The following is a 21,299-nucleotide window of genomic DNA, read 5'->3' on the forward strand; positions in this document are numbered from 1 at the left end:
CCCTGCCCTGGTAGTTGCCAACCTTGGTTGGCAACTACCGGGACGCGAGGTAGTGCCGGCCGCTGGCCGGCATCCGCAACATCCATGAAGGTGCCGGCCAGCGGCCGGCACTACCAGCCTCCACCCAGCGCGCGGTACAGCTCTACACGCGCGATCGCGGCGGTGGCCTGGCTGTTGGCCAGCGCGGCCTGGTTGTCCAGTGCGATGCGCTGGGTGGTCAGCACGTCCAGCATGTCGACCACGCCGGCCTGGTACTGCCGGCGCGCCGCCCCCAGTGCCGTCTCGCTCTCATCCACTGCCACGTGCAGCTGCACCGTGCGCTGCTGCTCGGCACTGTAGCCATCCATGGCGTCATCCACTTCGTGCCATGCCTGCAGCACGGTACGGCGGAACTGCAGGGCAGACTGTTGCTGCTGCAGCCTGCTCAGCGCGAGATTGGCCTTCAGCCGTCCGCCCTGGAAGATCGGCAGGCTGATCGACGGACCGATGCTGAAACGGTGCGCGTTCCAGCCATCCAGATCATCCAGCTGCTTGGCCTGGAAGCCGGCGTCGCCATTCAAGGTGATGCGCGGCAGGAAACTGGCCTTGGCCACGCCGATGCCTGCCGTTGCCGCATGCAGTGCCGCTTCGGCACGACGGATGTCCGGGCGACGCTCGGCCAGTTCACTGGGCAGCCCCATCGCTACGGCCGGCAACGCCGGCCAGTCACGGCGTGCATCCTGCAGCTGCGCGTCCAGCGCCTGCGGCGGCTGCGCCAGCAGGAACGCCAGCGCATTGCGCAGCTGCGATTCGCGATGCCGCAACGGCGCGATGCGTGCCTGCAGCGATGCCACCTGCGCGGCCGCGCTGGACACCTGCAGCGTGCTGGCCACACCCTGGCGTTGGCGTGCTTCGGTCAGGCGTTTGATGTCGTGGGCGATGCTGAGGTTGTCCTCGGTGATCGCCAGCAGCTGCCGCGTCGCGCGCAGCTGCAGATAATCACGCGCGGTTTCCGCCAGCAGCGCGATGCGCGCTGCATGTGCATCCTCCTCGGCCATCTGCACGCGCGCTTCGGCCGCTTCCACCTGGCGCCGCACGCGGCCCCACAGGTCCAGTTCCCAGCTCAGGCCGATACCGGCCTGGAACAGCCCGTAGTCATCACGGCCGCCGTTGCCGGACGGATCATTCAGGCCCACCTCGCTGTTGCGTGCACGCACGCCACTGGCGCTCGCGCTGACGCTGGGCAGGCGATCGGCGCCGGTGATGCCGCGTGCAGCACGGCTCTGCTGCACGCGGTTGGCCGCCAGCTGCAGGTCCAGGTTGGCCGCCAGCACCTGGTTGGCCAGCTGCCCCAGCAGCGGATCGTCGAAACCGGCCCACCAGGCCGCGTCCTGGTCGATGGCGTTGCCGGCGACGGCCTCACCCTGCCAGTGGCTGGGCAGTTCCGCCTGCGGGCGTACGAAGTCCGGACCCATCGTGCAGGCAGCCAGGGCCGTGCAGAGGCTGGTCGCAACGAAGGTGCGGAACACGGTGACTGCGCTCATGCGCCCTCCCCGCTCTTGTGGCCCGGACGGTGCTGCACGCTCTGCGCGCGCGCGCGGCTGCCCAGGTCAACGCTGGCTTCCACCGACATGCCGGCACGCAGCTGGTCCAGCAGCGGCTGGCCCGGCTCCAGCACGATCTTCACCGGAATGCGCTGCACCACCTTGGTGAAGTTGCCGGTGGCGTTCTCTGGTGCGACGGCAGCAAAGGTGACGCCGGTGGCTGGTGCAATGCTGTCGATGTGCCCGCGCAGCGGCTTGCCCGGGAATACGTCCACCTTCAGTTCGACCTGCTGGCCGGCCTGCATGCGGGTCATCTGCGTTTCCTGGAAGTTGGCGACCACGAAGGCGCGCTTCAGCGGTACCACCGCAGCCACCGGCGTACCCGGCGTCAGGTAGGCACCCACGCGCACTGCGCGGCGACCGACCATGCCATCGATCGGTGCGCGCAGCACGGTGTGCGACAGATCCAGTTCGGCGCGTGCCTGCGCGGCTTCCGCACGCTGCACCGCCGCCTGTGCAGCCTGCACGCCCGCGCTGAGGATGTCGGTGCGCTGACGTGCGGTCGACAGCGCGGCCTGGCCCTGCTGCAGATGCGCACTGGCCACGGCCTGCTTCGACTGCGCCTGCTGCGCGTTCTGCACGGTACCGGCGCCGTCACGGGCCAGTTCGCGGTAACGCTGCTGGTCGGCACTGGCCAGGGTCAGTTCGGAACGGCTGACATCGACACTGGCCCTGGCCTGCGCGATCAACGAGTCCTGCTGGGCCAGTGCGGCCTGCGCATTGGCCAGCTGTGCACGGGCATTGGCGAGGTCGGCACGGGCCGCCTGCAGGGCGACCTGGTAGTCGCGGTCGTCGATGCGGGCCAGCACATCACCGGCCTTCACCGACTGGTTGTCCTCGACTTCCACGGCACTGACGAAGCCGGGAATCTTCGGCGCTACCAGGGTGTAGTCGGCCACCACGTACGCATTGTTGGTGGTCTGGTGGCCGCCATCGCGCAGCAGCAGCCACGCGCCGACGGCCAGGGCCAGCACGCCCAGGCCCAGACCAGTGTTGAGGGTGGTTCGATTGATCGTCATGAGGGGGTTCCTGCGAAAGGTTCAGGCCACGGCACGTGGCGGATGGATGCGGGTGGGCATCCAGGCAATGAGGGGAATGAAGGCCAGCGCCACCAGTGCGACCACCCAGTACAGGTCGGCCGAAGTCAGCGCCTGTACCTGTGCATGCAGGCGCGCGCCCAGCTGCGGGCCATCGGCCAGCCACGGTTGCTCGCCAAGGCGGTCGACCAGCACGGTGGAATGGAAATGACGGCGGCCCTGGGCGACGGCATCCAGCACGCCACCGGCGAGCACGGCAGCGAAGCCCTTGACCGTGTTGAACCAGGCCGAGGCGAACGGGCCGTCCTGCGGCGCCAGGCCGCCGGTGGCCAGCATCAGCAGCGGCAGCACCGCCATCGGTTGCGCGAACACCTGCAGCAGCTGCACCCACAGGAAGTTGTCGCGGATCCAGGCCACGTCCAGGTGCGAGCCCAGCCAGCAGGCCAGCGCCAGCATCGCCAGGCCCGTGGCCTGCACCCAGCGGCAGTCCACCGCGCGGATGTTCAGCAGCGCCGCCACCAGCGGCAGCGCGATCACCTGCGGCAGCGCCACCCACAGCAGCATCGGTGCGGTCTGCAGCGGCCGGTAGCCCTGCACGCTGGCCAGGAACCCGGACGGGATCGAGATCACTGCCAGCAGCACGAACAGCACGCCGCCCAGCGTCACCAGCGAGTAGCTGAGATTGCGGTTGGCCAGCAGCTGCAGCTTGAAGAACGGCAGCGGATGGAACCATTCATTGATCATGAACAGCACCATCAGGCCGGCACCGCCACCGATCATCAGCGTGATCATCGGCGAGTCGAACCAGTTCAGCCGCGGGCCCTGCACCAGGCCCAGCACCAGCAGCACCAGCGCCGGCAGGCCCAGCAGCAGGCCGACGCCATCGAACTGGGCAAAACGCTCCAGCCGCAGCGGGTCCTGCGGCAGGCCCCAGCCGACCATCGCCATGGCGGCCAGGCAGTACGGCACGATCTGCCAGAACGCCCAGTGCCAGCCCACCTGCTCGACCCAGAACGCGGCCAGCGGCGTGCCCATGCTTGGGCCGAACGTCGCCGTCAGCGCGTAGCCGGCCAGGCCATACAGCTTGATGCCCGGGGGCAGGAAGCGCAGCGCCACGCTCATCAGCAGCGGCGGCAGCGCGCCACCGCACAGACCCTGCAGCGCGCGCAGCAGCAGGAACACCTGCAGGTTCGGGGCAAGCGGGCACAGCACGCCCAGCACCATGAAGCCACCGATCATCGCCAATGCGAAGCGGCGCAGCGAGAAGGTGGCGGCACACCACGGTGCGAAGGCCATCGCGCTGACCGACATCGCGCTGTAGAGGGCGACGACCCAGCTGCCGTCGTCGACGCTGAAACCCATCGCGCCACGGATGTCGGCCAGGGCGACCTTGGTGATGTTCTCGTTGAAGCCCGACACCAGCACCGCCAGCAGCACGCCACACAGGCCGACCAGAATGCGGCGATCGAGCCCGGGGGCGGCGGCAGGACGGGGCGCTGCGGCGGCCGGGACAGCGGCGGCCGGCGTACTCATCGCCGGGCACCTATCCGTGCAGTGCACGGCATGTTGGGGGTCATTGGAATGCGCTCAGTGAAACTCCGGGGAGCGCAGTCTAGGGAGCCGGTACCCTGCGAAAAATGGCGCAACCCGCATCCCAGGCGTGCGCCAGGCGCACGCCTGCAGATGTCAGCGCGGGGCCTCCCCTGCGCTTTCGCACATGGTCTTGATCGAGCGCCGCAGCCACTGGTGGGCGGCGTCGTTGTCCAGGCGTGGATGCCAGGCCTGCACGATGGCGGCGGTCCGCACCGGGATCGGCAGCGGGAACAGGCGCAGCGGCAGGCGCATGCTGACGATCCGCTCCAGCATCACGCTCGGCATCTGCGGCAGGATCAGGTCCGATTCGGCCGCCGCGAAGATCGCGCCGTGGAAGGTCGGGCTGATCAGCGCCACCCGCCGCTGCAGGTCCAGCGCGGCCAGATCATCGTCGATCGGACCACGCGGCAGGCCGCGGCGCGACACCGCGATGTGGTCGCAGGCGGCAAAACGCTCGGCGCTGATCTCCTCATCGAACAACGGATGATCTTCGCGCGCGGCGCCCATGAACGAGGTACTGAACAGGTTCTGCACCTTGGTATCGGGCGCATGCTTGCCGGCCGTGCTGATGTACAGGTCGATCCGGCCCTGCGCCATCGCATCGTCGTCGGTATCGCCTTCGGGCACGAAGCGCAGCACTGCGCGCGGCGCCTGCTGGCGGAACAGCTCGCGCAGGCGTCCGCCGAAACCACCGACGAACACATCATTGGCACGCACGCTGAAGGTCTGCTCGAGCACGCGCATGTCTACTTCGCGACCGGCGTTGAAGACGCGGTGGGCCTGCTCGATCACATCGCGGACCTGCTCGCGCAGCTGCAGGGCGCGGGGCGTGGGCGCCAGACCGCGGCCGGCACGAACCAGCACCGGGTCGCCCAGCGCGGTGCGGACCCGGCCCAGGGTACGGCTCATCGCCGGCGCGCTCAGGTTCATCCGGCGCGCGGCGGCGGCCACGCTGCATTCGTCAATCAGCACGTCCAGTGCCAGCAACAGGTTCAGGTCCGGCAGGGGCATGAGAGTCTCCAGTAAATCAGATGACTTTACGGCACTTGCAACCACGGTGGATTGCGTTCGACGCATTCATTGACTGCCGCGCACGGCATGGGTGCGCGCGGTGACATCGGCGACCATCCCCGGCCTGCCAAGGAGACATCCATGTTCAATACCCTGCTGGTCGCCCTGGATGGTAGCCCCCAGCACGCACGCGTGCTGGACCTGGCCGCCGCCATCGCCGGCCCCCACAGCCGCCTGCACCTGCTGTGCGTGCTCGACCCCGAATTCGCGCTGGCGGCCAATGCCAGCGAAGCCGACCGCATCGAGTACCCGGAAGCCGCCCGCCAGCGCTCGCGGGCCGAAGCGGTGCTGGCCGAAGCCCTGGCCGAGCTGTGCGAACGCGGCGTCGACGCCATCGCGCAGATTCCCTCCGGCGACCCGGGCGAAGTGATCAGCGAGCAGGCCCGGCGCCTGAAGTGCGACCTGATCGTCATCGGCCACCGCCACCTGTCCCGGCTGGAACGCCTGTTCGAACCCTCGATCGGGCAATGGACCATCGACCACGCGCCCTGTCCGGTGCTGGTGGAAACCCGCGACCCACAGCCCTAGCCACCATGGCCTCCCGTTCCCCGTTGTTTCCCACCCGGGTCAACTACCGCGCCTTCGGTCGACAGTTCGGCCGCGGCGAACAGGCGCTGCTGGGCGCGATACGGCAGTTGCGCGACCCCGATCTGCAGGCCGATGGCCTTGCCCAGCTGAGCGGACTCGGGCTTGGCCAGGAGGGATGCGACGCCTTCATCGGCCTGCTGCCCCTGCTGGCCACCCCCGCCGCTCCGATCGATCTGCTGCCGGCCGGCTCTCCCTTCATTGCCGCCAGCGAGCTGGACCTGCTGGTCTGCCTGCTGCGCATCGCACAATGGCGGCATGCGCGGCCCCGCGAAGACGACACGCTGGCACCGTTGCGCCGTCAACTGGCACGCTGTGCGATGGCCGTGCAGGCGGCAAACCTGCCGTTGCGGCAGCGCTCGTTGTCACCGGTCGGGCTGAGGCTGCTCGATCCGACCGGCTGGTTGCGGCAGCGATAAGCCGTCGCGTCCCCCGTGTGATCGCATGCAGAGAGCTGCTCAGCAGTCCATCGTTCCGTGCGTGCTGCCCTCGTCGTCCAGCACGTGCGCATGCAGGATCACCTGGTTGCGGCCAGCCCGCTTGGCGGCATACAGGCCGGCATCGGCGTCTGCCAGCAACTGATCGGCACTGGCCAGAGCCGGCGGATGCAGGTAACCCACGCCGACGCTGATGCTGACCGGGCCTTCCGGCAATGGCAGCGCTTCGACCGCTTCGCGCAGCCGCTCGGCCAGCGCCAGCACGCCCGACAACGGGCTTCCGGGCACGATGACGGCGAACTCTTCACCGCCATAACGCGCAACGCTGTCACCACCGCGACCGGCTATGGTCTTCAGCACCCCGGCCACCGCCTGCAGGCAACGATCACCGGCCGGATGGCCGTGCTGGTCGTTGAAGGCCTTGAAGTGGTCGATATCCACCAGCAGCAGGCCCAGCTCGGTGCCGCTGCGCCGTGCGCGATTCCACTCGGACGTCAGCCGTGCGTCGAACTCGCGGCGGTTGGCCACGCCGGTCAGGCCATCCTGCCGCGCCAGTTGATCCAGTGCTGCCTGGCGTTCCAGAAGATCGGTCTGCAGCAGGACGCTGCGCAGGCCGAAGCCAAGGGTGGCTACGACGAAGCCGGCAACGGCCAACGGCCGCGCATGATCGACCACCAGCGTGCCGACCACCAGCAGCAGCAATGGCAGGATGATCGGACCGGCGGCCTGCACCGTCCTCGCCAGCCGCGGGTGTGCCGTGGTGCCTGTGTCCGGCCTCGTGTCCAGCGCCAGGCAGGCGATCAGCAGAAAAGGTACGTCGATCAGCAGATCGTTGAACGCACCGAATGCATCATCGGAGGTGTAGTGGTTGATGTAGTAGGCCACCAGCAGATAGGCCAGTGCGTACAGCGCCAGTGCGCGGAAGAACCTGCGCCGTTCGGGCACGTCGCCGGCCAGCCATCGCACCACGGCGAACGCGGCGATACACAGGTTCTGGATGTCGAACATGCGCTGCATGTTGGACATCGCATGGGCGTCGACCTCGACACGGGCGGCGAACGATGCGGTGTGCACGAAGAACAGCACACCCAGCAGCGCCGCCATCGCCGCGTCGATCAGGCTGATGCTCAGGCGCTCGCGGCGTGCCCGCGCCAGGATGAACACCAGGGGCACGCCATACAGCACGTACAACAACAGGCTGACGCGTGGGGTGAAGTCAGCCCGGCCGGCACCCAGCGCATCCACCATGTTGAACGTCATGCCGCCGGCCCACAGCAGCAGTGCCATCGCGGTAGAACGCCAGCCCAGAGTGGCGCGGTCACGTTGCGCCCGCACCAGGCACGCGGCGGCGGCCAGCAGCGGTGCGCCGGTCAGGAAAACGAAGGAGCCTACCCCGGCGGGGCCAGGCCACAGGGCCAGCACCATGCCATGGCACAGCACATACAGCAGCGCCAGCACTACCGGCATGCATCCCCCGATCCGCAAGGCCTTCTACGCGCACGATAGCGCGGGGCGGCGCCATAAGGGTGTGATCCATCGCTGAAAAAGGGGACGGAGGGGATTAAGTCGTTTGCGGCACAGCGGCAAATGACTTAATCCCCTCCGTCCCCTTTTTCCCAGGGCGCTCAGCCCTGCAGGGCGCGGGCGTGGTGGGCGATGTGCTCGCCGATGAAGCTGGCGATGAAGTAGTAGCTGTGGTCGTAGCTGGGCTGCAGGCGCAGGGTCAGCGGATGGCCGGCGGCATCGCAGGCCTGCTGCAGGCGCTGCGGCTGCAGCTGGGTCTGCAGGAACTCGTCCGCCTCGCCCTGGTCGACCAGCAGCGGCAGACGCTCGTCAGCCATAGCGATCAGCTCGCAGGCATCCCATTGCGCCCAGTCGGCCGGGCTGTCGCCCAGATAGGCATGGAAGGCCTTCTGCCCCCATGGCACGTGGCTGGGCGCGACGATCGGCGAAAACGCCGACACGCTGCGATAGCGCCCGCGGTTGCGCAGCGCGATCACCAGCGCGCCATGGCCGCCCATCGAATGGCCACTGATCGCGCGCGCGTCGGTCACCGCGAAGTTCGCCTCGATCAGCGCCGGCAGCTCCTGCGCCACGTAGTCGTGCATGCGGTAATGCTTCGCCCACGGTGCACGGGTGGCATTGAGGTAGAACCCGGCGCCCTTGCCGATGTCGTAGCCTTCGGCATCGGCCACGTCATCACCGCGCGGGCTGGTATCAGGCGCAACGATGATCACACCGTGTTCGGCGGCGTAGCGCTGTGCGCCGGCCTTGGTGATGAAGTTCTGCTCGGTGCAGGTCAGGCCGCTCAGCCAGTACAGCACCGGCAGCTTCTGTGTTTCCGCCTGCGGTGGCAGGTACACGGCAAACTGCATGTCGCAGCCCAGCGTGGTCGAATGATGGCGGTAGACGTCCTGCCAGCCGCCAAAACAGGCGCGGTGTTCAATGCGTTCCATGGTGCTCTCCTGCGCGGCGCGTCAGCGCACGCGTGCTTCTGGTAGATGCCGACCTTGGTCGGCTTATCCACGCCCGGCGTGGATGCCTTGGTTGATCAGTTCATCCAGCTGTGCCAGCAGGCGCAGCAACGATTCGACGCCAGGCTGGCCGTCCAGGTTGCGATACGCCGCCACCGCCACGTCGCTGCGCGGTGGCCACTGGCCGTCGGCGCGGGCCTCGTAGAGGCGCGGCAGGAATACCTGCGCAAGCCACTGCTCGAACGGCATGCCATCGTCGCTGCCGAAGGCCGAAGTCACCGCACGCGGTGGTCCCACCTCGCCGTCGACCCAGCCCAGCGCACGCAACGCCTGCTCGATCGACACCACCAGAGCCGCGCGCGGGTCTTCCGCACGCGGCCGGCGCAGGGCATCGAACCAGCCCATGACGCGGCTCAGTAGTGGACCACCGAACGGATCGACTTGCCTTCATGCATCAGGTCGAAGGCGTCGTTGATCTTGTCCAGGTCCATGGTGTGGGTGACGAACGGGGCCAGTTCGATATCGCCCTTCATCGCATCCTCGACCATGCCTGGCAGCTGGCTGCGGCCCTTCACGCCGCCGAAGGCGGTGCCCATCCACTTGCGCCCGGTCACCAGCTGGAACGGACGGGTGGAGATCTCCTGGCCCGAACCGGCCACGCCGATCACCACGCTCTGGCCCCAGCCACGGTGCGCGCATTCCAGCGCCGCGCGCATCACGTTGACGTTGCCGATGCACTCGAAGCTGTGGTCCACGCCCCAGGTGGTCATTTCAACGATGACCTGCTGGATCGGCTTGTCGAAATCCTTCGGATTGATGCAGTCGGTGGCACCGAATTCGCGCGCCAGCTCGAACTTGGACGGGTTGGTGTCCACCGCGATGATGCGGCCGGCCTTGGCCTGGCGTGCACCCTGGATCACCGCCAGGCCGATGCCACCGAGGCCGAACACGGCCACGCTGTCGCCTTCCTGCACCTTGGCGGTGTTGTGTACCGCGCCGATGCCGGTGGTGACGCCGCAGCCGAGCAGGCAGACATGTTCCGGGTTGGCGTCCGGGTTGATCTTCGCCAGCGAGACTTCGGCAACGACGGTGTACTCGCTGAAGGTCGAGCAACCCATGTAGTGGTACAGCGGCTCACCGTTGTAGCTGAAGCGGCTGGTGCCATCGGGCATCACACCCTTGCCCTGGGTGGCGCGCACGGCCACGCACAGGTTGGTCTTGCCGCTCTTGCAGAACAGGCACTCGCCGCACTCGGCGGTGTACAGCGGAATCACGTGGTCGCCGGGCTTGACGCTGGTCACGCCCTCGCCGACCTCCACCACGATGCCGGCACCTTCATGGCCCAGCACCACCGGGAACAGGCCTTCCGGGTCATCGCCGGACAGGGTGAACGCATCGGTGTGGCAGACACCGGTATGGGTGATCTTCACCAGCACCTCGCCTGCCTTCGGCGGGGCGACGTCGATCTCGACGATCTTCAGCGGCTGGCCGGGACCAAAGGCGACGGCGGCACGGGACTTCATGGTGGATTCTCCAGAGACAGGCAATGACAGGATGGGCGGCGCCATGTTGCGCCATCGTTTATTTCAGGTACGAGCGGATCAACGCGCTCATGTCGCGCACGCGTTCGGCGCGTTGTTCATCGGAGGCTGCGGGTTGCCCGAACTCCTCGCGCAGATGAGCCTCCATCACCTCGGACATCAGGCCGTTGACCGCGCCACGGATGGCGGCGATCTGCTGCAGCACCGGCCCGCAGTCGGCGCCGGCTTCCAGCGCGCGGTCCAGCGCATCGCACTGGCCGCGGATGCGGCGCACGCGGGCCAGGACCTTTTTCTTCTCTTCGGGGGAGTGCGGCATGGCGGGCCACCTCGGAACTATACTGGGGGACAGTATACAAGCCGAAGTCACGAACTCAATCCTGGCCGGCTCAGTCGAACAATCCCTCACCCGCCAACCGGGTCAGCTCATCCACCACGTAGCGCACCTTGGGCCGCAGGTGGCGCGTCGGTGGCCACAGTGCGTGGATATCGATGTGCCGTTGCATGTGCGCATCCAGCACCGACCGCAACGCGCCGGAATCCAGGTGGCGTCGTACCAGTGAAACCGGCATCTGGCAGATACCAAGCCCGGTGATGGCCGCCTCGATCACCGCGTCGCCGTCATTGAGTTGATACGGCGCATTCGGGATGAATGTCCCTTCGTCCTCCTCGCTACCGATCCGCCACCACACCGGTTGCCCGTGGCGGAAGCCAACAATGCTGCGGTGCTGCGCCAGTTCCTCCACCGTGCGCGGCACGCCGTGGGCCTGCAGGTACTCCGGCGATGCGCAGGTGACCAGTCGCTGGCGCCCCAGCCGCCGCGCCACCAGATGCTCGGCCTGGTGCAGCCCGCCGAAGCGGATCAGCAGGTCGATGCCGTCCTCGACGGGATCGACGAAATGATCGGTGAAGGTCATCGTCAACTGCAGGTCCGGGTACTGCCGGCACAGCCGCAACAGCACCGGCAGCACCACCAGGCGCCCGAACGAGGATGGCATGTCGATGCGCAGCCGCCCGCTGGGCAGGCCGGCCGAACCCAGGCAGGCCTCGGCGGCGGAGATTTCTTCCAGCGCCGCCGCGCACGATGCGTAGTACGCCTCGCCATCGGTGGTCAGCGCGATGCGCCGCGTTGTGCGGTGGAACAGGCGCACCCCCAGCCGCGCTTCCAGCCGGGCGATGGCCTTGCCCACCGCCGAGCGCGAGATGCCCAGCGCGTCGGCGGCCTCGGTGAAGCTGCCTGAGCGGGCCGTGGTGACGAACGTGACCAGGCCATTCAACGATTCCAGCGGCAGCATCGTTCGCGCTCCATTGGGGACAAATAGTCCCGCACCCAGGGAGATCGAAGCGCTTTATGCGCCCGCATGTCAACTCCATCCTGTGTGCATCGCGCCGCTGGCGCCTTCCCCCGCACCGAGATGACCGACATGACCGCCGTCCTGTTCCGCCCCTTCGACCTTGCAGGCACTTCCCTGCGCAACCGCATCGCGATGGCGCCGATGACCCGTGCCCGCAACCCCGGAGCGGTCGCCAACGAACTCACCGCGCAGTACTACCGGCAGCGCGCCAGCGCCGGCCTGATCATCAGCGAAGGCACGCCTGTCTCGCCGCAGGGCCAGGGCTACATCGACGTGCCGGGCATCTGGTCGGCCGAGCAGGTGGCCGGGTGGAAGCGTGTCACCGAGGCGGTGCATGCCGCACAGGGCACGATCTTCGCCCAGCTCTGGCACGTCGGCCGCATGTCGCATTCCTCGCTGCAGCCCGGCGGTGGGCAACCGGTCAGCGCCGGTACCCGCCCGGTGGCCAGCGCACCGAAGAACACCTCGTTCGTGTACCTGGACGATGGCAGCCGCGGCCACGCCGATCCCACTCCGGCACGTGCACTGGAGACTGCGGAGATCCCCGGTATCGTCGACGACTTCGTGCGCGGGGCAGACAACGCCATTGCGGCCGGCTTCGACGGCATCGAACTGCATGCCGCCAACGGTTACCTGTTCGAGCAGTTCCTCAACCCGCTCATCAACCAGCGTGATGATCGCTACGGCGGCTCGCTGCCCAATCGTGCGCGCTTGATCCTGGAAACCGTCGATGCGATGGCGCAGCGTATCGGTGCGCATCGCATCGGCGTGCGCCTGGCACCGAACAACCTCACCTTCGACATGCCGTTCTACCCCGACAACGAAGCCACCTATCTGTACCTGGCCGAGGAACTGGGCAAGCGTGGGCTGGCCTACGTGCACCTCAACGACAACCTGCAGGCGGGCCGGTCGGTGCTGGGCGAGGCGTTTCTGCGGCAGTTCAGGCAGGCCTACGGTGGCACCGTCATCCTGGCAGGTGGCATGACCCGCGAACGCGCCCTGCAGCTGGTCGAAGCGGGCACCATCGACCTGGCCGCGTTCGGCCAGCCGTTCATCGCCAACCCGGATCTGGTCGAACGCCTGCAGCGCAACATCGCGTTGGCCACGCCCGACCGCAGCACCTATTACGGGGGCGGCGAAGCAGGCTACCTCGACTACCCGGCCGCGGGCTGATCCCCCACGGGGCCCGCACGGGGTCGGATCCCTTTCCAACGGAAAGGGCTCTGCCCCCTGTTCGGCGAACAAAGCGTCAGAGCCACGCTGCGCGCGGATCCGACCCCGGCCTTCAGGCGTCCTCGCGCACGTAGGCGAACGACTCGTCCAACCGCTCGAAGCCGATCACCTCAGCGACGATGGCCTGTGCATCCTCGTCGCTGATGTTTCCTTCAGCGATATCGTCAACGCGGGCGAACAGCCGCTGCAGGGCTGCGTACTGGTCATCGCGCAGGAACGGCTGGTGGCTCTGCAGCCAGCGCCGCAGGTTGCTGGCCAGCTCGCCGTGCGACAGCAGCGTGTACGGCCCCTGGTAGTCAGCAACGGCTTCGACCATCTTGCGGAACAGGAAATCCTGATAGCTGGCGGCCAGCACATCGGCACGATCATCGTCATGCCACACCAGCACGACGGGGGGCTCGGCAAAGCCGGGCGCGTTGCTCCAGAAGCAGTAGCTGTCGCCACCGCCGGTCCGCGCAAAGGGCAGCAACTGCAGGTCAGTGCGCAGGGGATTGTAATGATCCTCCGCAGTCAACTCCTGCCACGCCTCGAGCAGCTCATCGTCCTCCAGGGGCTCATAGTCCTGGGCATACAGCAGCACCGGCGGATCCGCCTGCAGCGTCGGGAATACCACCTCGGACCATTCCGGATGTGGGGCACCCCAACTCAACCGATCCGCTGCGTGCAGCTGCTTGAACAGGGGCGGGAAGGACTGGCCGGTGGCCTGTTCGATGCCGGATAGCGCGCTCATGGATGTCCTTGTCGATAGAGACCGCCCAGCTTGCCCGAATCCGCGCAGGAGATGAACGGGTCGCAGCACGCGGCAGGACTAGACTGCGACCACCGGATGCCGCCCATCGCTGCCATGAACGCCACTGCCCACAGCTTCATCGTCAACCTCGACGTGCCCGACCTGGCCGCCGCCGAAGACTTCTACATCCGGGCCTTCGGCCTGCGCATCGGCCGCCGTCTCGGCCCGGGCGCCGTGGAGCTGCTCGGTGGGCCAACGCCGCTCTACCTGCTGCACAACGACGCCGGCAGCGCCGCCACCGAAGACGGCGACGTGCGCGACTACGAGCGCCATTGGACGCCGCTGCACCTGGATTGGGTGGTGGATGACATCGAAGCCGCGCTGGTACGTGCGGTCGCAGCCGGGGCGACGCTCGAGCAGTCCGTGCGCGAGCGTCGCTGGGGGCACATCGCCGTGCTGGCCGATCCGTTCGGCCACGGCTTCTGCCTGATCCAGTTCAGTGGCGAAGGCTACGACGCGCTGGTCGAATGACAGGCGCCACGTTCACCACGGCAACGGCACCGCTTCGCCGTTGGCGCGCTCGCCGTAGTACAGCGACGGCAGCAGGCGCGAGAGGAAACTGAACTCCGTGTAGCAATGCTTGAGCAGGCCCAGGCCGACCGCATCGCCGGCATCGCAGCGTGGATCGGCGCTGTCCAGGCCGAGCACGAAGCGGCTGCGCAGCACACAGCCAAACGGCGTATCACGCGCCACGTGCAGCATCTGCCCGTCGCAGGGATCACCGTTTGCATCCAGGCGGACGTGGTCGCCGAAGCCGATGCGCGCGGCGATCACCGCCGATACATCGCCTGCATCCTGTGCCGCCTGCAGGCGCTCGGGCACCAGCAGCGTGCGCGGGTCATGGAACTTCAGGCGCGCCGCCACCGGCGGAATGTCGGCCAGCGATTCCACCGCATGGATGCTGGCACCGTGGTAGCTGCGTCCGCGCTGCCAGGCCGCGTCCCAGCCGCGATGCTCGACATGATCGACCGGATGCCACCAGCGGATGTGCTGGGTGGTCTCGAAGAAGGTGAACCACCAGTCCAGCATGCGGCCCTTGCAGCCGTGCAGATCGGTGCGCACCGCCACCAGCAGGGTGCCGTCTTCGCGGCGCTGGATGCCGGTCTCCAGGTGCATCGGCGCCGGGTCCAGCAGATCGTGGTGGTCCAGCCAGGCGCGTGCGTTCACAGCGGTATACATCGGGGTCTCCTGCGGTGTTGGGAGCCCCGACAATATGGAAACGCTATTCGTTTCGCAATTGTCCGGATGCGGTAAGATGGGCGCAATGAACAGCACCACCGTGCCCGAGCCCACATCACCGACCCGCCGCCGCGGCCGCCCTGCGCGGCCGGAAGCCGAAGTCCGCCACGCCGTGCTGCAGGCCACGCTGGAACTGCTGCTGGCGCAGGGCTACGAGGCCACCACCATCGAAGCGGTGGCGGCGCACGCCGGGGTGGCGAAGAAGACCGTCTACCGCCACGCCAGCAATCGCGAGGAACTGGTTGGGTTGGCGGTGCGTGAGTGGACCGACGGCTTCGCGCCACAACTGCAGCGCGATGCGCGCAATGCCCAAGAGGTCGTGCCGTTGCTGCAGGACATCCTGCACGCGGTGTGCGCGCAGGCGCTGTCGGCGCAGGCGGTGCAGGTGTTCCGCCTGCTGGCCACCGACTTTCCCGGCAAGGACGCGCTGCTGCAGGCCTATCTGGACAACGGCATCCAACGCGGCCGTGCGCTGCTGGCCGACTGGCTGGCGCGCCAGCAACAGCGTGGGCTGCTGCGCGAGGGAGATCCTGTTCGCATGGCGCGATTGCTGCTGGCGATGGCCGTGGCCGAGCCGCTGCGCGAACGCGTGATCGGTGTGGTGGCCGAGGATGCGCCGGTGGACGTGCACCTGCGCGACTGCGTGGCGTTGTTGGCGCCGGTGTTGCAGGCGCCGTAAGGTTGCTCCATCCACGCGTGGCGTGGATCTACCGGCCGGTCCCGATTCGTTGGTCGGCAATGGCCTGCCCCGCAATGGCCTTCCCCGGTGGGTGCCGACCGTTGGTCGGCAATGGCCTTCCACGGTGCCGACCGTTGTTCGGCACTCCTGCAGCAACTCACTCGCGCAGCATGTCCACGAACGCGCGCAACGCACCGGGCATCTGCCGCTGCTTCGGGTAGTACAGCGCGAAGCCGGCGAACGGTTCGCTCCAGTCTTCCAGCACTGCCACCATCTGACCGGATTCGATGTACGGGCGGGCGGTGTCTTCCAGCACATAGGCCAGGCCGATGCCATCGAGTACCGCTCTGACCACGGTGCCCTGCTCGCACAGCGTCAGCCGCCCCGGTACATCGATCTCCAGCGCCTGCCCACCGCGCTCGAACTGCCACTTGTACAGATGCCCGCTGGCGAAGCGGAAGCGGATGCATTCGTGTGCGGCCAGGTCGCGCGGATGCTGTGGCGCCGGGCGCCGCCGCAGGTAGTCCGGCGAGCCGACAATCAAGCCACGCAGTGGTGGGCCCATCGGCACCGCCACCATGTCCTCGGGTACGAACTCGTGCAGGCGCACGCCGGCGTCGTAGCCTTCGGCAACGATATCGACCAGGCCATCGTTCTCGGTCAGCTCCACCCGCACGTCGGGATGGGCGTGCAGGAAGCGCGCCAGCCGTGGCCCCAACTGGGTCGGCACTGCGGCGCGGGTAGCATTGATACGCAGCAGGCCCGCCGGCGCGGCGCGGAACTGGTTCATCTCCTCCAGCGCGTCATTCACCTGGCCCAGCGCGGGCTGCAGGCGTTCCAGCAGGCGTTGCCCGGCCTCGGTCAGGGCCACGCTGCGGGTGGTGCGATGGAACAGGCCCACGCCCAACCGTTCCTCCAGCGCGCGGATCGCATAGCTCACCGCCGAGGTCGACAGCGCCAGCTCGGCGCCGGCACGGCGGAAGCTGCGGTGACGGGCGACCGCCGCAAACGCGGCCAGGTGGGTGAGATTGTCAGTGGCCATGATTGTGCAGTTTCACTTGATGAATCATGCCGATATCCGTGCTTCTTGCGGCTGGGTACGGGGCGTATTGTAAAACGCCTTTCGACAAACCCTGCCAAGGATTCCCCATGTCCCTCGCCCGTGGTTACGCCGCCCACTCCCATACCGACCCGCTGGTGCCCTTCGAGTTCGAACGCCGCGCGGTCGGCCCGGACGATGTGCGCATCGAGATCCTCTACAGCGGCATCTGCCACTCCGACCTGCACCAGGCCCGCGACGACTGGGGTGGCTCGATCTACCCGATGGTGCCGGGCCACGAGATCATCGGCCGCGTGACCGAGGTCGGCAGCAACGTCACCCGCTTCAAGGTCGGCGACCACGCCGGCGTCGGCTGCATGGTCGACTCCTGCCGCCACTGCGATGCCTGCGAGCACGACCTGGAGCAGTACTGCGCAGAGGGCGCGACCTGGACCTACAACGGCCGTGAACGCGAAAGCGGCGCGCCGACCTACGGCGGCTATTCCGACCACGTGGTGGTCGAACAGCGCTTCGTGGTGAAGGTGTCCGACACCCTCGACCTGAAGGCCGCCGCCCCGCTGCTGTGCGCCGGCATCACCACCTGGTCGCCGCTGCGCCACTGGAAGGTCGGCCCGGGCCAGAAGGTCGGCGTGATCGGCCTCGGTGGCCTCGGCCACATGGGCGTGAAGTTCGCCAAGGCACTCGGCGCGCACGTGGTGATGATCACCACCACGCCGGAAAAGGGTGCCGACGCCAAGCGCCTGGGCGCCGATGAGGTACTGGTCTCGCGCGATGCCGCGCAGATGAAGGCGCACGCCGGCAGCTTCGACTTCCTGCTCAACACCATCCCGGTCGGCCATGACACCAACCCTTACATGGGCCTGCTCAAGCGTGAAGCCACCATGTGCCTGGTCGGCGTGCTGACCGAACTGGACCCGCCGTTGACCGGTGGCAGCGTGATCTTCGGCCGCAAGCACCTGACCGGCTCGGCGATTGGCGGCATGGCTGAAACCCAGGAAATGATGGACTTCTGTGCCGAGCACGGCATCGTCAGCGATGTGGAGATGATCGACATCAAGAACGTCAACGAAGCCTGGGAACGCATGGCGAAGAACGATGTGCGCTACCGCTTCGTGATCGACATGGCGACGATGAAGGACGCGGCCTGATCCAGGGCAGATGCGAAAAAGAAAAACCCCGGCAATGCCGGGGTTTTTTTCTGGTAGTGCCGGCCGCTGGCCGGCGCCCCCGCCTGGCTGCCGGCCAGCGGCCGGCACTACCGCAATCCACTCAGTACGCGAATTCGCGGAACACCGGATCGACGTCGCCGTGCCAGCGGCCATGGAACAGCGCCAGCTTGCGCTCGGCCGGGGTCAGCCCGGATTCGACGATCTCCTGCAGCACGTCCAGGAACTTGCTCTCGTCCTGGCCGTCGGCATTGCGCGCCGCGCGGCGCTTGAGGCCTTCGACGGAAATCTTCACGGCTTCGCGGGCCAGGTCGCGCACCGTGCCATTGCGGAACGGCAGGCTCATCGCATGCTTCGGCACGCCGTCGCGCAGTGCATGGCGCTCGGCCAGGGTGAAGTCACGCACCAGGTCCCACGCAGCGTCCAGCGCGGCGTCGTCGTACAGCAGCCCGACCCAGAACGCCGGCAGCGCACACAGGCGGCTCCACGGACCACCATCGGCGCCGCGCATTTCCAGGTACTTCTTCAGGCGCACTTCCGGGAACGCGGTGGTCATGTGGTCCGACCAGTCGCGCAGCGTCGGCAGCGCGCCCGGCAGCACCGGCAGCCTGGCCTGCATGAAATCGCGGAAGCTCTGCCCGCTGGCGTCATGGTAGATGCCATCGCGGTAGGAGAAATACATCGGCACGTCGAGCAGGTAATCGACATAGCGCTCGTAACCGAAGCCATCCTCGAACACGAAGTCGAGCATGCCGGTGCGGTCAGCGTCGGTGTCGGTCCAGATGTGCGAGCGGTAGCTCAGGTAGCCGTTGGGCTTGCCTTCGGTGAACGGCGAATCGGCGAACAGCGCGGTGGCGATCGGCTGCAGCGCCAGCGATACGCGGAACTTCTTCACCATGTCCGCTTCGGTGGCGTAGTCCAGGTTCACCTGTACCGTGCAGGTGCGGGTCATCATGTCCAGGCCGAGCGAACCGACCTTGGGCATGTACGAACGCATGATCTTGTAGCGGCCCTTGGGCATCCAAGGCATCTCGTCGCGCTTCCACTTCGGCTGGAAGCCCATGCCGAGGAAACCCAGCTGCAGTTCGCCGGCCACCTGCGCCACTTCGTTGAGGTGGGTGCCGGTCTCCACGCAGGTCTGGTGGATGGTCTCCAGCGCCGCACCGGACAATTCCAGCTGGCCGGCCGGTTCCAGCGTCACCGAGGCGCCATCGCGCAGCAGGGCGATCGTGTTGCCGTTCTCCTGCACCGGCTCCCAGCCGAAGCGGACCAGGCCGTTGAGCAGCGCTTCGATGCCGCGCTCGCCTTCGAAGGTCGGCGGGCGCAGGTCATCCAGGCGGAACCCGAACTTCTCGTGCTCGGTGCCGATGCGCCACTGCGCGCGGGGCTTCTCGCCGGAGGCGATCACCTCCACCAGCTGCGAGCGGTCGGTAATGGGGGTATCGGCGACGTGGCTGGGGCTCGACAAGGGAAAGGCTCGCTGGACGGTGGCGGGGGATGTGGGGCTCGCGGCCTTCCATCGCAAGGGCGCACTATAGCGTGGCACCCCGTTGCGTCATGCGACGGTGACGGGTTTCAGCATCCTACCGACGCCCTCTTGACCCTCGTACACTCAGAGCCATGAGCCGCCATTCACGACACCCCGAACTGCATCGCTCCGAGCGCGTCGGCTGGCTGCGAGCCGCCGTGCTGGGCGCCAACGATGGCATCGTCTCGGTGGCTGGCCTGGTGGTCGGCGTGGCCGCCAGCGGCGCCTCGGCTGCGACCATCCTGGCCACCGGCGTGGCAGGTACCGTGGCCGGCGCGATGTCGATGGCGGCGGGCGAATATGTCTCGGTGCAGACCCAGGCCGACACCGAAGCGGCCGACCTGGCAATGGAAAAGCGCGAGCTGCGCGACGATCCGCACAGCGAACTGGAGGAGCTGGCCGCAATCTACCGACACCGCGGCCTGGAGCCTGCGCTGGCGCGGCAGGTGGCCGAACAGCTCACCGCCCACGATGCGCTGGGTGCCCACGCCCGCGACGAACTGGGCATCACCGATACCCTGCGCGCCCGTCCGCTGCAGGCAGCGCTGGCCTCGGCCGGTGCGTTCACCTGTGGTGCGGCGCTGCCAGTGCTGACCGCCCTGCTGGCGCCGGTCGACAAGGTCGCACTGATGACCACGGCCAGTACCCTGCTTGGCCTGTGCCTGACCGGCGCGGTGGCAGCCCAGGCCGGCGGCGCCCCGCCGGTACGCGGCGCAATGCGGGTGATGTTCTGGGGGGCACTGGCAATGGCCGCCGCTGCAGGCGTCGGTCGCCTGTTCGGCGCCCAGGTGACATGACCGGCATGCTGCCGCCAGTTACCGCACTGCTGGCCGAGATGGCCAGCCTGGCCGGCTGCGCACGCGCCGAAGGTTATGCGTGCATCACCGCTCGGCGCGAACATGGCGCCAGCTCGGTGGAGATTCCGCAACCGCAGTTCGCGATCCTGCTGGAAGGCCGCAAGCAGGTGCGTACCGCGCACCAGTCGCTGGAGTTCATCCCCGGCGACATCCTGCTGCTGACCCAGCGCTGCCGCATCGATGTGGTCAACACCCCCGACCCACGCAGTGGCCGCTACCTCAGTGCCATCGTGCCGCTGTGTGCCGAAGTGCTGGCGGCCGCACGCACGCTGTGGAGCGAGGAGCTTCCCGCGCCAGGCCAGGCGATGGCGCGACTGCCGTTGATCGATCATGGCGCGGTGCTGCGCCAGTGGCGGCAATCGCTGCAGGACGGTCGTTACAGCGAAGCGCGGCTGGCCCTGGCCTCGCTGGTACTGACCTTGTGCCGGCAGGGCCACGGCAACCTGCTGCTGCCGCAGGCACCGAGCCTGGGCGAACAGATCCGCGACCGCATCGCCGCCGAACCGGCCCGCGACTGGCAATCGCGCGATGTGGAAGAACAGTTCGCGTTGAGCGGCGCGACACTGCGCCGCCGTCTTGCCGCCGAAGACACCAGCCTGCGCCAGCTGCTCACCGAGGCGCGGCTGGCGCATGGCATGCAGCTGCTCTACACCACGGACCTGCCGTTGAAGACCGTGGCAGCGCGCGCGGGCTACCGGTCTGCGGCGAGTTTCAGCAAGCGCTTCGCCGAGCAGTACGGACTGGCTCCCACAGACATTTGAGGGGGTTCGGCAGGGCTGCGCCCTGCACCCGCCGAAGCGAGAGCAAGAGCCGGAGCAACAGCAACAGCGTGCATTCCGTGGGATGGCGGGGCGGTGTGGGTGGGCAGGACACGCCGTAAACCCGTCCCTGGGGGCTCGATGGCGCCATCCATGGCGCCAACGGTCCTGCCCACCCACACCGCCCCGCCTTCGACAGGTTCACTCGGCTGTTGGCAACTGCGGCTTTGTTCCGCGCGGCTGTTGGTAGGTGTCGACCTTGGTCGACACATCTGTCAGATATCGAATGAAACTCTGGGGTCAGATCCGTTTTCCT

The 21,299-nt window shown here is 67.7% G+C and carries 22 protein-coding genes; 8 read left to right on the plus strand and 14 right to left on the minus strand.

All coding sequences use genetic code 11. The annotated features are described in order from the left end of the window. Positions 1 to 110: 110 nt before the first annotated feature. From AC5P68_RS02210 to AC5P68_RS02225, 4 genes are all read right to left on the minus strand, one after another. Entirely contained in the window at positions 111 to 1,523 is a 1,413-nt protein-coding gene (locus tag AC5P68_RS02210; RefSeq protein ID WP_049403547.1) for an efflux transporter outer membrane subunit, read from the minus strand. Beyond that, positions 1,520 to 2,602, minus strand: a complete 1,083-nt coding sequence (locus AC5P68_RS02215) for an HlyD family secretion protein (RefSeq protein WP_231522686.1) — start codon at positions 2,600 to 2,602, stop codon at positions 1,520 to 1,522. The genes AC5P68_RS02210 and AC5P68_RS02215 overlap by 4 nt, the downstream gene beginning before the upstream one ends. Positions 2,603 to 2,623: 21 nt before the next feature. After that, positions 2,624 to 4,153: an MFS transporter gene (locus AC5P68_RS02220; RefSeq protein ID WP_033835214.1), complete on the minus strand. Its 1,530-nt coding sequence runs from the start codon at positions 4,151 to 4,153 to the stop codon at positions 2,624 to 2,626. A 153-nt stretch (positions 4,154 to 4,306) separates the two neighbouring features. Then, positions 4,307 to 5,224, minus strand: coding sequence for a LysR family transcriptional regulator (locus AC5P68_RS02225; RefSeq protein WP_049453357.1), 918 nt, complete (start codon positions 5,222 to 5,224; stop codon positions 4,307 to 4,309). A gap of 141 nt (positions 5,225 to 5,365) precedes the next feature. Between AC5P68_RS02225 and AC5P68_RS02230 the strand changes: the two genes are divergently transcribed. Together AC5P68_RS02230 and AC5P68_RS02235 are read left to right on the plus strand one after the other, a co-directional pair. Beyond that, positions 5,366 to 5,812 carry a universal stress protein gene (locus AC5P68_RS02230; protein WP_049403545.1) on the plus strand — a complete coding sequence of 149 codons (447 nt, stop codon included), beginning with the start codon at positions 5,366 to 5,368 and terminating at the stop codon, positions 5,810 to 5,812. Positions 5,813 to 5,817: 5 nt separating this feature from the next. Next, positions 5,818 to 6,288, plus strand: a complete 471-nt coding sequence (locus AC5P68_RS02235; protein ID WP_005411004.1) for a hypothetical protein — start codon at positions 5,818 to 5,820, stop codon at positions 6,286 to 6,288. A gap of 39 nt (positions 6,289 to 6,327) precedes the next feature. On the opposite strand, the gene AC5P68_RS02240 is transcribed toward AC5P68_RS02235, so the two are convergent. From AC5P68_RS02240 to AC5P68_RS02265, 6 genes are all read right to left on the minus strand, one after another. Beyond that, on the minus strand, positions 6,328 to 7,773 hold the full coding sequence (locus AC5P68_RS02240; protein WP_049403544.1) for a GGDEF domain-containing protein: 1,446 nt from the start codon (positions 7,771 to 7,773) through the stop codon (positions 6,328 to 6,330). Positions 7,774 to 7,931: 158 nt separating this feature from the next. Next, entirely contained in the window at positions 7,932 to 8,762 is an 831-nt protein-coding gene (gene fghA, locus AC5P68_RS02245; RefSeq protein ID WP_231522685.1) for an S-formylglutathione hydrolase, read from the minus strand. 63 nt (positions 8,763 to 8,825) lie between these two features. Beyond that, complete coding sequence (locus tag AC5P68_RS02250) at positions 8,826 to 9,185, minus strand: YqcC family protein (RefSeq protein WP_049433572.1); 360 nt, start codon at positions 9,183 to 9,185, stop codon at positions 8,826 to 8,828. Positions 9,186 to 9,193: 8 nt separating this feature from the next. Beyond that, positions 9,194 to 10,303: an S-(hydroxymethyl)glutathione dehydrogenase/class III alcohol dehydrogenase gene (locus AC5P68_RS02255; RefSeq protein WP_033835220.1), complete on the minus strand. Its 1,110-nt coding sequence runs from the start codon at positions 10,301 to 10,303 to the stop codon at positions 9,194 to 9,196. Positions 10,304 to 10,361: 58 nt separating this feature from the next. Further along, positions 10,362 to 10,637, minus strand: coding sequence for a formaldehyde-responsive transcriptional repressor FrmR (frmR, locus tag AC5P68_RS02260; protein WP_005411009.1), 276 nt, complete (start codon positions 10,635 to 10,637; stop codon positions 10,362 to 10,364). Between the two features lie 70 nt (positions 10,638 to 10,707). Next, on the minus strand, positions 10,708 to 11,613 hold the full coding sequence (locus tag AC5P68_RS02265; RefSeq protein ID WP_111172749.1) for a LysR family transcriptional regulator: 906 nt from the start codon (positions 11,611 to 11,613) through the stop codon (positions 10,708 to 10,710). A gap of 129 nt (positions 11,614 to 11,742) precedes the next feature. Between AC5P68_RS02265 and AC5P68_RS02270 the strand changes: the two genes are divergently transcribed. Continuing rightward, a complete protein-coding gene (locus AC5P68_RS02270; RefSeq protein WP_231522684.1) occupies positions 11,743 to 12,846 on the plus strand; it encodes an alkene reductase in 1,104 nt (367 codons plus the stop codon). Positions 12,847 to 12,958: 112 nt separating this feature from the next. On the opposite strand, the gene AC5P68_RS02275 is transcribed toward AC5P68_RS02270, so the two are convergent. Then, positions 12,959 to 13,636, minus strand: a complete 678-nt coding sequence (locus tag AC5P68_RS02275) for an SMI1/KNR4 family protein (protein ID WP_005411012.1) — start codon at positions 13,634 to 13,636, stop codon at positions 12,959 to 12,961. A gap of 114 nt (positions 13,637 to 13,750) precedes the next feature. On the opposite strand from AC5P68_RS02275, the gene AC5P68_RS02280 reads away from it, so the two are divergent. After that, positions 13,751 to 14,167 carry a VOC family protein gene (locus AC5P68_RS02280; protein ID WP_049403557.1) on the plus strand — a complete coding sequence of 139 codons (417 nt, stop codon included), beginning with the start codon at positions 13,751 to 13,753 and terminating at the stop codon, positions 14,165 to 14,167. A 12-nt stretch (positions 14,168 to 14,179) separates the two neighbouring features. Here the strand turns inward: AC5P68_RS02280 and AC5P68_RS02285 are convergent, their stop codons facing one another. Then, the gene (locus tag AC5P68_RS02285) at positions 14,180 to 14,875 is read right to left on the minus strand and encodes a DAPG hydrolase family protein (RefSeq protein ID WP_231522683.1); all 696 of its coding nucleotides are present in this window, start codon (positions 14,873 to 14,875) and stop codon (positions 14,180 to 14,182) included. Between the two features lie 76 nt (positions 14,876 to 14,951). Here AC5P68_RS02285 and AC5P68_RS02290 point away from each other — a divergent pair, with 76 nt between their 5' ends. Beyond that, positions 14,952 to 15,614 carry a TetR/AcrR family transcriptional regulator gene (locus tag AC5P68_RS02290; protein WP_049433569.1) on the plus strand — a complete coding sequence of 221 codons (663 nt, stop codon included), beginning with the start codon at positions 14,952 to 14,954 and terminating at the stop codon, positions 15,612 to 15,614. A 157-nt stretch (positions 15,615 to 15,771) separates the two neighbouring features. On the opposite strand, the gene AC5P68_RS02295 is transcribed toward AC5P68_RS02290, so the two are convergent. Continuing rightward, on the minus strand, positions 15,772 to 16,656 hold the full coding sequence (locus AC5P68_RS02295; RefSeq protein ID WP_024956058.1) for a LysR family transcriptional regulator: 885 nt from the start codon (positions 16,654 to 16,656) through the stop codon (positions 15,772 to 15,774). A 107-nt stretch (positions 16,657 to 16,763) separates the two neighbouring features. Here AC5P68_RS02295 and AC5P68_RS02300 point away from each other — a divergent pair, with 107 nt between their 5' ends. Further along, on the plus strand, positions 16,764 to 17,822 hold the full coding sequence (locus AC5P68_RS02300) for an NAD(P)-dependent alcohol dehydrogenase (RefSeq protein ID WP_012481247.1): 1,059 nt from the start codon (positions 16,764 to 16,766) through the stop codon (positions 17,820 to 17,822). A gap of 121 nt (positions 17,823 to 17,943) precedes the next feature. Here AC5P68_RS02300 and AC5P68_RS02305 read toward each other — a convergent pair whose 3' ends face one another. Beyond that, positions 17,944 to 19,308: a glutamate--cysteine ligase gene (locus tag AC5P68_RS02305; protein WP_005414465.1), complete on the minus strand. Its 1,365-nt coding sequence runs from the start codon at positions 19,306 to 19,308 to the stop codon at positions 17,944 to 17,946. 152 nt (positions 19,309 to 19,460) lie between these two features. Here AC5P68_RS02305 and AC5P68_RS02310 point away from each other — a divergent pair, with 152 nt between their 5' ends. Both AC5P68_RS02310 and AC5P68_RS02315 read left to right on the plus strand, forming a co-directional pair. Then, the gene (locus tag AC5P68_RS02310; protein WP_231522682.1) at positions 19,461 to 20,165 is read left to right on the plus strand and encodes a VIT1/CCC1 transporter family protein; all 705 of its coding nucleotides are present in this window, start codon (positions 19,461 to 19,463) and stop codon (positions 20,163 to 20,165) included. Further along, entirely contained in the window at positions 20,162 to 20,986 is an 825-nt protein-coding gene (locus tag AC5P68_RS02315) for a helix-turn-helix transcriptional regulator (protein ID WP_005411020.1), read from the plus strand. Before AC5P68_RS02310 ends, AC5P68_RS02315 begins: the two co-directional genes overlap by 4 nt. Positions 20,987 to 21,299 lie beyond the last annotated feature (313 nt).

The organism is Stenotrophomonas sp. YJH_SMC_58, assembly GCF_059369635.1.

Coding starts and splice junctions, on each gene's coding strand:
- AC5P68_RS02210 (WP_049403547.1), bottom strand. CDS start 1,523: ATGAGCGCAGTCACCGTGTTCCGCACCTTCGTTGCGACCAGCCTCTGC.
- AC5P68_RS02265 (WP_111172749.1), bottom strand. CDS start 11,613: ATGCTGCCGCTGGAATCGTTGAATGGCCTGGTCACGTTCGTCACCACG.
- AC5P68_RS02275 (WP_005411012.1), bottom strand. CDS start 13,636: ATGAGCGCGCTATCCGGCATCGAACAGGCCACCGGCCAGTCCTTCCCG.
- AC5P68_RS02280 (WP_049403557.1), top strand. CDS start 13,751: ATGAACGCCACTGCCCACAGCTTCATCGTCAACCTCGACGTGCCCGAC.
- AC5P68_RS02255 (WP_033835220.1), bottom strand. CDS start 10,303: ATGAAGTCCCGTGCCGCCGTCGCCTTTGGTCCCGGCCAGCCGCTGAAG.
- AC5P68_RS02250 (WP_049433572.1), bottom strand. CDS start 9,185: ATGGGCTGGTTCGATGCCCTGCGCCGGCCGCGTGCGGAAGACCCGCGC.
- AC5P68_RS02240 (WP_049403544.1), bottom strand. CDS start 7,773: ATGCCGGTAGTGCTGGCGCTGCTGTATGTGCTGTGCCATGGCATGGTG.
- AC5P68_RS02285 (WP_231522683.1), bottom strand. CDS start 14,875: ATGTATACCGCTGTGAACGCACGCGCCTGGCTGGACCACCACGATCTG.
- AC5P68_RS02230 (WP_049403545.1), top strand. CDS start 5,366: ATGTTCAATACCCTGCTGGTCGCCCTGGATGGTAGCCCCCAGCACGCA.
- AC5P68_RS02225 (WP_049453357.1), bottom strand. CDS start 5,224: ATGCCCCTGCCGGACCTGAACCTGTTGCTGGCACTGGACGTGCTGATT.
- AC5P68_RS02235 (WP_005411004.1), top strand. CDS start 5,818: ATGGCCTCCCGTTCCCCGTTGTTTCCCACCCGGGTCAACTACCGCGCC.
- fghA (WP_231522685.1), bottom strand. CDS start 8,762: ATGGAACGCATTGAACACCGCGCCTGTTTTGGCGGCTGGCAGGACGTC.
- AC5P68_RS02310 (WP_231522682.1), top strand. CDS start 19,461: ATGAGCCGCCATTCACGACACCCCGAACTGCATCGCTCCGAGCGCGTC.
- AC5P68_RS02215 (WP_231522686.1), bottom strand. CDS start 2,602: ATGACGATCAATCGAACCACCCTCAACACTGGTCTGGGCCTGGGCGTG.
- AC5P68_RS02300 (WP_012481247.1), top strand. CDS start 16,764: ATGTCCCTCGCCCGTGGTTACGCCGCCCACTCCCATACCGACCCGCTG.
- AC5P68_RS02295 (WP_024956058.1), bottom strand. CDS start 16,656: ATGGCCACTGACAATCTCACCCACCTGGCCGCGTTTGCGGCGGTCGCC.
- AC5P68_RS02315 (WP_005411020.1), top strand. CDS start 20,162: ATGACCGGCATGCTGCCGCCAGTTACCGCACTGCTGGCCGAGATGGCC.
- AC5P68_RS02290 (WP_049433569.1), top strand. CDS start 14,952: ATGGGCGCAATGAACAGCACCACCGTGCCCGAGCCCACATCACCGACC.
- AC5P68_RS02220 (WP_033835214.1), bottom strand. CDS start 4,153: ATGAGTACGCCGGCCGCCGCTGTCCCGGCCGCCGCAGCGCCCCGTCCT.
- AC5P68_RS02270 (WP_231522684.1), top strand. CDS start 11,743: ATGACCGCCGTCCTGTTCCGCCCCTTCGACCTTGCAGGCACTTCCCTG.
- frmR (WP_005411009.1), bottom strand. CDS start 10,637: ATGCCGCACTCCCCCGAAGAGAAGAAAAAGGTCCTGGCCCGCGTGCGC.